This window comes from Microbacterium testaceum (assembly GCF_001476655.1).
Taxonomy (GTDB): domain Bacteria; phylum Actinomycetota; class Actinomycetes; order Actinomycetales; family Microbacteriaceae; genus Microbacterium; species Microbacterium testaceum_C.
Map to the genome: position 1 here is coordinate 1 of NZ_LDRT01000121.1, position 8,222 is coordinate 8,222.

Here is an 8,222-nt window from a genome sequence, read left to right on the forward strand (position 1 = left end):
CCGTCGTGGTGCTGCTCATCGTGGTGGTGCTGAGCTACCGACAGCTCATCAAGGCCTACCCCTCGGGGGGCGGTGACTACGAAGTCGCGAGCAAGAACCTCGGCGAAGTCCCGGGGGTCATCGTCGCCGCCGCGCTCCTGGTGGATTACGTCCTCACGGTCGCCGTGTCGGTGGCATCCGGGGTCGACAACATCATCTCGGCGCTGCCGGAACTCAACCCGTTCCGCGTCGAGATCGCCGTCGGCTTCGTGATCCTCATCGTCATCGTGAACCTCCGCGGCGTGCGCGAGGCCTCGAGCGTGTTCGCGATCCCCACCTACCTCTTCATCGGGTCGGTCGGGATCATGATCGTCGTCGGCCTCGGACGAACCCTGCTGGGTGACGCGCCCGTGGCCGAGAGCGCGCAGTACGCCGTGCAGGCGGAGTCGCTCACGCAGGCGGCGTTGATCCTGCTGGTCCTCCGGGCGTTCTCGAGCGGATGCTCGGCCCTGACCGGTGTCGAAGCGGTGTCGAACGGCGTGCCCGCCTTCCGGATGCCGAAGATCCGCAACGCTCAGACGACCCTGACCATGATGGGCGGCATCGCCATCATGCTGTTCGCGGGCCTCACGATCCTCGCCCTCATCTCGGGCGTGCACTACGCCGAGAACCCCTGCCACCTGATCGGCTTCGACTGCGCGAACAACCCGCAGCCGAGCCTCATGGCGCAGGTCGCCGCCGCCACCTTCGGGATGGGCAGCATCCCGTTCTTCATCATCCAGGCCGCCACCGCGTGCGTGCTCCTGCTCGCGGCCAACACCGCGTTCAACGGCTTCCCGCTGCTCGGTGCCGTGCTCGCCCGCGACGGCTACGCCCCGAAGGCGCTGAACACCCGCGGTGATCGGCTCGTGTACTCGAACGGCATGATCATCCTCGGCATCGTCGCGATCGGCGTGCTGATCGTGTACCAGGCGAACCTCACGACGCTGATCCAGCTGTACATCATCGGTGTCTTCGTGTCGTTCTCGCTGGGGCAGATCGGCATGGTGAAGCACTGGCGTCGGGCGCTGCGGGGACTGAAGGACCTGCCGCCAGAGGCCGCCCGGCAGCAGTCCGCGGCGATCGAGCGCCGTTCGGCGGTCTCCGGCCTGTGGATCAACTCTGTCGGCGCCGGCATGACGGTGCTCGTGCTGCTGATCGTGACGATCACCAAGTTCACGCACGGTGCCTGGCTGGTGTTCATCGCCATTCCGATCCTCGCGGTCCTCATGCTCGGCGTGAACCGGTACTACCGCGACGTCGAGCACGAGATCCAGATGGATGACACGGTGCACTTCGGCTCGTCCGGCGACGTCGCGATCATCCTGGTGAACCGCCTGCAGAAGCCCGTCATGAAGGCGATCGACTACGCCCTCGCCGCCAAGCACGACAAGACCCTCGCGGTGCACGTCGCCATCACCGACGAAGAGTCGGCGAAGCTCCAGAAGGAGTGGGACGAGCACGACATGCCGATCCCACTCGTCATCATCGAGTCGCCGTACCGTACCTACACGTCCCCGGTGTCGAGCTTCATCAAGTCGTACCGCGAGAAGCACGGCTCCTCGGTCGTGACGGTGTATCTGCCGCAGTTCATCGTGGGGCACTGGTGGGAGTCGATCCTCCACAACCGCCGCTCCCGTCGACTCGCGCAGCAGCTCATGCTCGTGCACGGGGTCTCGATCACGCTGGTGCCGTGGCTGCTCGACTCGTCCGAGGTCATCTACGGGCGTCGATCGCGACCCCTGCCCGGCCAGCAGCGCGGTGGTCAGCCCGTGGCCCAGGTGCCGGCGCGGCCCGCGCGGAAGACGCCGGGCGACTCGGCATCCTGATCCCTGCCCGAGGCTCCCGCCTGACCGGTGGGGGCCTCGGCGTTTCCGACCGTCGATGCGTGCCGGGCTCCGGAGATGTCGGCGGATAGACGAGCACCGGAGGACTATCGCGCGATAAGCGGGCGAGAACTCCGGAGTCCGGCACGCTCGCCACGCCAGTAGACGCAGAGGCGCGCCTCGGGCAGGGTGGATGCCATGCCGATCCTCGCCCTCCTGACCCTCGCCGTCATGGTGATCGCCCTGATCGACGCCATCACGCGCCGTGACGACCAGGTCAAGCACATGCCGAAGTTCGTGTGGGTGTTCTTCATCGTGCTGCTGCCGCTGATCGGGTCGATCCTGTGGTTCACGATCGGTCGCGAGTACGAACAGCGGTCGGCACCGATGTCGTTCGGCGACCCGCGCCGGTGGCAGAAGGACGCCGAGCCGGCTCCCGCTCCGCGCCCCTACGACTCCCGCAGCACCGAGCAGCAGATCGCCGACCTCGAGCGCGAGATGCACCTCGCCGATCTCGAGGAGCAGGTGCGCCGGCGGCGTGCGGAGGGCGGCGCAGCCGGGTCGGGCGCCTGACGCCCGTCAGTCGCTCGGGCGCTGCCGCATCCGCTTCACGTCGGTGCGGCGTTGTTTCGCCTGGAGCCGGCGCTCCGTGGACCCGCGCGTCGGCTTCGTCGCACGGCGCGGCGGAGCGGGGGGCCGCACGGCCTCGGCCACGAGAGCCGCGAGCCGGGCGCGCGCGGCGTCGCGGTTGCGCAGCTGCGCCCGGTGCTCGGAGGCCGCGATCGTCAGCACCCCGTCGACCAGCCGGCTCCCGAGACGGTCGATGAGCCGCTCGCGCTGGACGGGCGACAGGACCGTCGAGGCCCCGGCATCCCACATCAGTTCCACGCGTGAATCGGCGGTGTTCACGCCCTGACCGCCCGGGCCCGATGAGCGCGAGAAGCGCCACGACAGCTCGGCCGCGGGGATCACGAGTCCCGCGCTCACGCGCACGTCGTTCTCGGCCATGCCTCCATCATGCGCGGTGAGCGCACGACTCCGGCACATCCACCCCCTCCCCGGGCCGTCCGACCGCGGCGACGGCGTTCTGCAGGAGTTGTGCTCGACCCCCGGCGTACACCGCGGCCGAGCGCACCCGCAACGCCCGCGTAAGCACTCCGTATGCGTCCGCCAGCGGCCCGTAGGGAAAGCGTTAGGACCTCCGGATGCCGCGCTCCCGGCGCGTTGGATCGACAGACGTGCCGCCCCGCGGCGCCCGCGGAACCCGCGGCCCACCGATCCTGGAGTCGTCGTGCTCGATGTCGTCTTCCTCGCCGTGACCGTCGCGCTGTTCGCGCTGGTCGCGCTCGTCGCCAAGGGGGTCGAGAAGCTGGGCCCCGAGGCCCGCCCCTCGTCCGCTCGGCCCACCTCGCGCGGAGGCGATCAGTCGTGATCTTCTTCTCGATCCTCGCCGCCGTGCTCGCCGTCGCCGCCGTGGTGTACCTCGTCGTCGCCCTCGTTCGCCCCGAGAAGTTCTGACCGATGTCGATCGTCCTGACCAGTCTCACGCTCCTCGTCGCCCTGGGCCTGGCTTACCGCCCCCTCGGCGACTACATCGCCCGCATCTACACCGGCCAGCGCGACCTCGCGGTCGAGCGCGGCATGTACCGGCTGATCGGCGTCGACCCGCGCAGCTCCCAGACCTGGGCGGCGTACCTGCGCTCGGTCCTGCTGTTCTCGTTCGTCGGCGTCGTGCTCGTCTACGCGCTCATGCGCCTCCAGGCGGTGCTGCCCTACTCCCTGGGCCTGGACGCACCCAGCGAGGCGCTCTCGTTCAACACCGCCGTCTCGTTCGTCACCAACACCAACTGGCAGTCGTACGGCGGAGAGTCGACTCTCGGCTACACGGTGCAGTTCGCGGCCCTGACGGTCCAGAACTTCGTCAGCGCGGCGGTCGGCATCGCCGTCGCCGTCGCCCTCGTGCGCGGCTTCGCCTTCCGACGCAGCGGCGTGATCGGCAACTTCTGGGTCGACCTCGTGCGGGGCACCTCCCGCCTGCTGCTGCCGTTCTCCGTCGTCGCGGCGATCGTCCTGCTCGCGGGCGGCGTCATTCAGAACCTCAACGGCTTCACGGATGCCACGACACTCAGCGGGGCGGCGCAGTCGATCCCGGGCGGGCCCGTCGCATCCCAGGAGGCGATCAAGCTCCTCGGCACGAACGGCGGCGGCATCTTCAACACCAACTCGGCGCATCCGTTCGAGAACCCCGCCCCCTGGACCAACCTCTTCGAGATCTTCCTGATGCTCGTGATCCCCTTCTCGCTCCCCCGAGCGTTCGGCCGGATGGTGAACGACGACCGCCAGGGCTACACGATCCTCGGCGTGATGGGCGCGATCTTCGTGGCATCCACGGCTCTTCTCACGTGGGCCGAGCTCGCCGGTGCCGGAACCGCACCGCAACTCGCGGGCGGGGCTCTGGAGGGCAAAGAGGTGCGCTTCGGCATCTTCGGCTCGACGCTGTTCGGCACGACGAGCACGCTCACCTCGACCGGGGCCGTCAACTCCATGCATGACAGCTACACGGCGCTGGGCGGCGGGATGCCGATGATCAACATGATGCTCGGAGAGATCGCGCCGGGCGGAGTCGGGTCGGGCCTCTACGGCATGCTCATCCTCGCGGTGATCGCGGTGTTCGTCGGCGGTCTGCTCATCGGGCGGACGCCCGAGTACCTCGGCAAGAAGATCGGCCCGCGCGAGATCAAGCTCGCGAGCATCTACATCCTCATCACGCCCACCCTCGTGCTGGCCGGCACGGCCCTGAGCTTCGCCATCCCCGGTGTCCGCGACGACGTCGAGTCGACCTCGATCCTCAACCCGGGCGTGCACGGGTTCAGCGAGGTCCTCTACGCCTTCACCTCGGCGGCGAACAACAACGGCTCCGCCTTCGCCGGGCTCACCGCCAACACGCCGTGGTTCAACACCGCGCTCGGGGTGGCGATGCTCCTCGGCCGGTTCCTGCCGATCGTGTTCGTGCTGGCCCTGGCCGGTTCGTTGGCGGCACAGGATGCCGTGCCCGCCACCGCCGGAACCCTTCCGACCCACCGTCCGCAGTTCGCGGGTCTGCTCGCCGGCGTGGCCGTGATCGTGACGGCACTCACCTACTTCCCGGTCCTCACCCTGGGACCCCTCGCCGAAGGACTTGTCCGCTGATGTCCACCCTGACCTCCTCCCCCGCGTCGCAGCCGGCCCCTGAGCCCGTCGAAAAGTCCGGCACCCCGGCCGACACCCCGCGCCGCGCCTTCAGCGCCGCGCAGATCGTCGCCGCCCTTCCCGGTGCGGCGAAGAAGCTCAACCCGGCCGCGCAGTGGCGCAACCCCGTGATGTTCCTCGTGTGGGTCGGTGCGGCTCTGACGACGCTCATCGCGATCGCCGAGCCGTTCCTCGGGGACGCGTCGACAGGCTCGGCGTCCGAAAGCCTCCCCTTCGGCTTCACCTGGGGCATCGCCGTCTGGCTGTGGCTCACGGTGTTCTTCGCGAACATCGCCGAGTCGGTGGCCGAGGGCCGCGGCAAGGCGCAGGCCGCGACGCTGCGCAAGACGCGCACGACGACCTCGGCCCGTCGCGTGGTGGACTACTCCCCCGCCGACCCGTCGGCCGTGAACGCCGCGACCGAGGCCGTCCCCTCGGGCGACCTGCGTGTGGGCGACGTCGTACTCGTCGAGACCGGGGAGCTCATCCCCGGAGACGGCGACATCGTGCACGGCATCGCGACCGTCGACGAATCCGCGATCACCGGCGAGTCGGCCCCCGTCGTGCGCGAGTCGGGCGGCGACCGCAGCGCGGTGACCGGCGGCACGCGCGTGCTCAGCGACCGCATCGTCGTTCGGATCACGTCGAAGCCCGGCGAGACGTTCGTCGACCGCATGATCGCGCTCGTCGAGGGCGCGTCGCGCCAGCGCACGCCGAACGAGATCGCCCTGAACATCCTGCTCGCGAGCCTGTCGATCGTGTTCGTCGTCGTGGTGCTGGTGTTGAACCCCCTCGCCTCGTACGCGGCATCCCCCGTGTCGATCCCCGTGCTCGTCGCGCTGCTCGTGTGCCTCATCCCGACGACCATCGGGGCGCTGCTCAGCGCGATCGGCATCGCGGGCATGGACCGTCTCGTGCAGCGCAACGTGCTGGCGATGTCGGGTCGCGCGGTCGAGGCCGCGGGAGACGTCACGACCCTGCTGCTAGACAAGACCGGTACGATCACCTACGGCAACCGCCGCGCCTCGGCCTTCGTGCCTCTCGACGGCGTGGGCGGGCCGATGCTCGCCGAGTACGCCTCGCTGTCGTCGCAGGCCGACCCCACGCCCGAGGGCGTCTCGGTCGTCGAGCTCGCGTCGGCCCAGGGCATCGTCGGCGAGATGCCCCGGGGCGCCGAGTCCGTGCCGTTCACGGCCCAGACCCGCATGAGCGGCCTCGACCTGCCCGACGGCACGCAGATCCGCAAGGGCGCCGGGTCGGCCGTTCTGGCGTGGCTCGAAGCCTCGGGCAGCCCCGTCGCCCCGGCGCTGCGCGCGCAGCTGATGAGCGAGACGGATGCCATCGCCCAGTCGGGCGGCACGCCGCTCGTCGTGGCGACGTGGACGCCGGCGCGGGGACCGGTGGCGTCGACGAGCTCACCCACCTCCGCAACCGAGGTCCCTGAGCCTGTCGAGGGGACCGGCCGCGTGCTCGGCGTCATCCACCTCAAGGACGTCGTCAAGGACGGGCTGCGCGAGCGCTTCGGCGAGCTGCGCGCGATGGGGATCCGCACCGTGATGATCACGGGCGACAACCCCCTCACCGCGAAGGCGATCGCCGCCGAGGCGGGAGTCGACGACTTCCTCGCCGAGGCCACGCCCGAAGACAAGCTCGCCCTCATCCAGCGCGAGCAGGAGGGCGGCAACCTCGTCGCCATGACCGGCGACGGCACCAACGACGCCCCCGCTCTGGCGCAGGCCGACGTGGGCGTGGCGATGAACACGGGCACCTCGGCCGCGAAAGAGGCCGGCAACATGGTCGACCTCGACTCCGACCCGACCAAGCTCATCGACATCGTCCGCATCGGCAAGCAGTTGCTCATCACCCGCGGTGCGCTGACGACGTTCTCCCTCGCCAACGACATCGCGAAGTATTTCGCGATCATCCCGGCGATGTTCATGGGGGTGTTCCCGGGGCTCGCGGTGCTGAACATCATGGGCCTGCACTCCCCCGCCTCGGCGGTGACGAGCGCGATCATCTTCAACGCGATCGTCATCATCGCGCTCATCCCGCTGGCCCTGCGCGGCGTGAAGTACCGCGCCGCGAGCGCTTCGAGCATCCTCAGCCGCAACCTGCTCGTGTACGGGCTCGGCGGCGTCCTCGTCCCCTTCCTCGGCATCAAGCTCATCGACCTCGTCGTGAGCCTGCTCCCCGGCTTCTGAAAGGCCCCGTCATGCGCACCACCCTGCGTACCGCCGGCGTCGCCGTCCGCGCGATGCTCGTGTTCACCGCCGTCCTCGGGGTCGGCTACATGCTGCTCATCACCGCGATCGGACAGATCGCCCTGCCGTTCCAGGCCGACGGATCGCTCGTCCGCTCCGCCGACGGCACCGTCACGGGCTCACAGCTCATCGGGCAGTCGTTCCAGGATGCCGACGGCCAGGCGCTTCCGCAGTACTTCCAGTCGCGTCCCTCGGCGGCCTCGTACGACGGCGCCGCCTCGACCGGCTCGAACCTCGGCCCCGAGAACCCCGACCTCATCGCCTCGATCCAGCAGGGGCAGTCGGACTTCCGCACCCTGAACGGCGACGGCTCCGTTCCCGCCGACGCCGTCACCGCCTCGGGCTCGGGCCTGGACCCCGACATCTCGGTCGAGAACGCCGAGCGCCAGGTGGCCCGGGTCGCGCAGGCCCGTGGCATCCCGGCATCCGAGGTGTCGGCCCTGGTGGCGCAGCACACGCTGCCGCGCGACCTGGGCTATCTCGGCGAGCCGCGCGTCAACGTGTTCGAGCTGAATCGCGCGCTCGATGCCCGCTGAGCGACGAGAATCGCTGTCATGACCCCCATCGTGTCCGCCGCCGCCCCGCCCCGCGCGGGGCGGCGGCGTCGCGCGTGCGCCCGCGCAGAGGTACCGGCTCGGGGAACGACCTCGAGTGTCCAAGACACGCCGTATTCCGCGGTGCCGTTACGGCGTGTTCTGGACACTCGTTGTGGCTGTCTCTTATACACCACTGCCGCTGCCGACGACTTTACGCGTTCTATTACCGGCGGGACGCCTATGAAGTATACAAACAATCACGATTATCAAGTCGCAACTAACAGGAACTTCGAGTAGAATATGCCAGCTAACTGCCAGGAGACCAGCAGGCTGACGTGCGGAACCATCCGACA

8 protein-coding genes are annotated in these 8,222 nt (G+C 69.3%); 7 read left to right on the forward strand and 1 reads right to left on the reverse strand.

What is annotated here, in order from left to right; genetic code table 11:
* Together NS220_RS15015 and NS220_RS15020 are read left to right on the forward strand one after the other, a co-directional pair.
* Positions 1-1,847 (forward strand): APC family permease (locus NS220_RS15015; protein ID WP_058624833.1); only part of this gene is annotated, 1,847 nt, incomplete at its 5' end.
* 195 nt (positions 1,848-2,042) lie between these two features.
* Positions 2,043-2,417, forward strand: coding sequence for a PLD nuclease N-terminal domain-containing protein (locus NS220_RS15020; protein WP_058624834.1), 375 nt, complete (start codon positions 2,043-2,045; stop codon positions 2,415-2,417).
* A gap of 6 nt (positions 2,418-2,423) precedes the next feature.
* Here NS220_RS15020 and arfB read toward each other — a convergent pair whose 3' ends face one another.
* Positions 2,424-2,852, reverse strand: a complete 429-nt coding sequence (gene arfB, locus NS220_RS15025) for an alternative ribosome rescue aminoacyl-tRNA hydrolase ArfB (RefSeq protein WP_058624835.1) — start codon at positions 2,850-2,852, stop codon at positions 2,424-2,426.
* A 283-nt stretch (positions 2,853-3,135) separates the two neighbouring features.
* Between arfB and NS220_RS19800 the strand changes: the two genes are divergently transcribed.
* The 5 genes from NS220_RS19800 to kdpC are packed head-to-tail and all read left to right on the forward strand — an operon-like array spanning position 3,136 to position 7,869.
* The gene (locus tag NS220_RS19800; RefSeq protein WP_242864635.1) at positions 3,136-3,276 is read left to right on the forward strand and encodes a hypothetical protein; all 141 of its coding nucleotides are present in this window, start codon (positions 3,136-3,138) and stop codon (positions 3,274-3,276) included.
* Entirely contained in the window at positions 3,273-3,362 is a 90-nt protein-coding gene (gene kdpF, locus NS220_RS19805; RefSeq protein ID WP_074696280.1) for a K(+)-transporting ATPase subunit F, read from the forward strand. Before NS220_RS19800 ends, kdpF begins: the two co-directional genes overlap by 4 nt.
* A 3-nt stretch (positions 3,363-3,365) precedes the next feature.
* Positions 3,366-5,033 carry a potassium-transporting ATPase subunit KdpA gene (kdpA, locus tag NS220_RS15030; RefSeq protein WP_058624836.1) on the forward strand — a complete coding sequence of 556 codons (1,668 nt, stop codon included), beginning with the start codon at positions 3,366-3,368 and terminating at the stop codon, positions 5,031-5,033.
* The gene (kdpB, locus tag NS220_RS15035; protein ID WP_058624837.1) at positions 5,033-7,273 is read left to right on the forward strand and encodes a potassium-transporting ATPase subunit KdpB; all 2,241 of its coding nucleotides are present in this window, start codon (positions 5,033-5,035) and stop codon (positions 7,271-7,273) included. The genes kdpA and kdpB overlap by 1 nt, the downstream gene beginning before the upstream one ends.
* A gap of 11 nt (positions 7,274-7,284) precedes the next feature.
* Positions 7,285-7,869 (forward strand): potassium-transporting ATPase subunit KdpC, encoded by a 585-nt coding sequence (kdpC, locus tag NS220_RS15040; protein ID WP_058624838.1) that lies wholly within the window; start codon positions 7,285-7,287, stop codon positions 7,867-7,869.
* The last annotated feature ends 353 nt before the right edge of the window (positions 7,870-8,222 follow it).

Bases quoted from the DNA above. Each gene is read 5' to 3' on its own strand.
- NS220_RS15020 (WP_058624834.1), top strand. From the start codon at position 2,043: ATGCCGATCCTCGCCCTCCTGACCCTCGCCGTCATGGTGATCGCCCTG.
- kdpB (WP_058624837.1), top strand. From the start codon at position 5,033: ATGTCCACCCTGACCTCCTCCCCCGCGTCGCAGCCGGCCCCTGAGCCC.
- arfB (WP_058624835.1), bottom strand. From the start codon at position 2,852: ATGGCCGAGAACGACGTGCGCGTGAGCGCGGGACTCGTGATCCCCGCG.
- kdpA (WP_058624836.1), top strand. From the start codon at position 3,366: ATGTCGATCGTCCTGACCAGTCTCACGCTCCTCGTCGCCCTGGGCCTG.
- kdpC (WP_058624838.1), top strand. From the start codon at position 7,285: ATGCGCACCACCCTGCGTACCGCCGGCGTCGCCGTCCGCGCGATGCTC.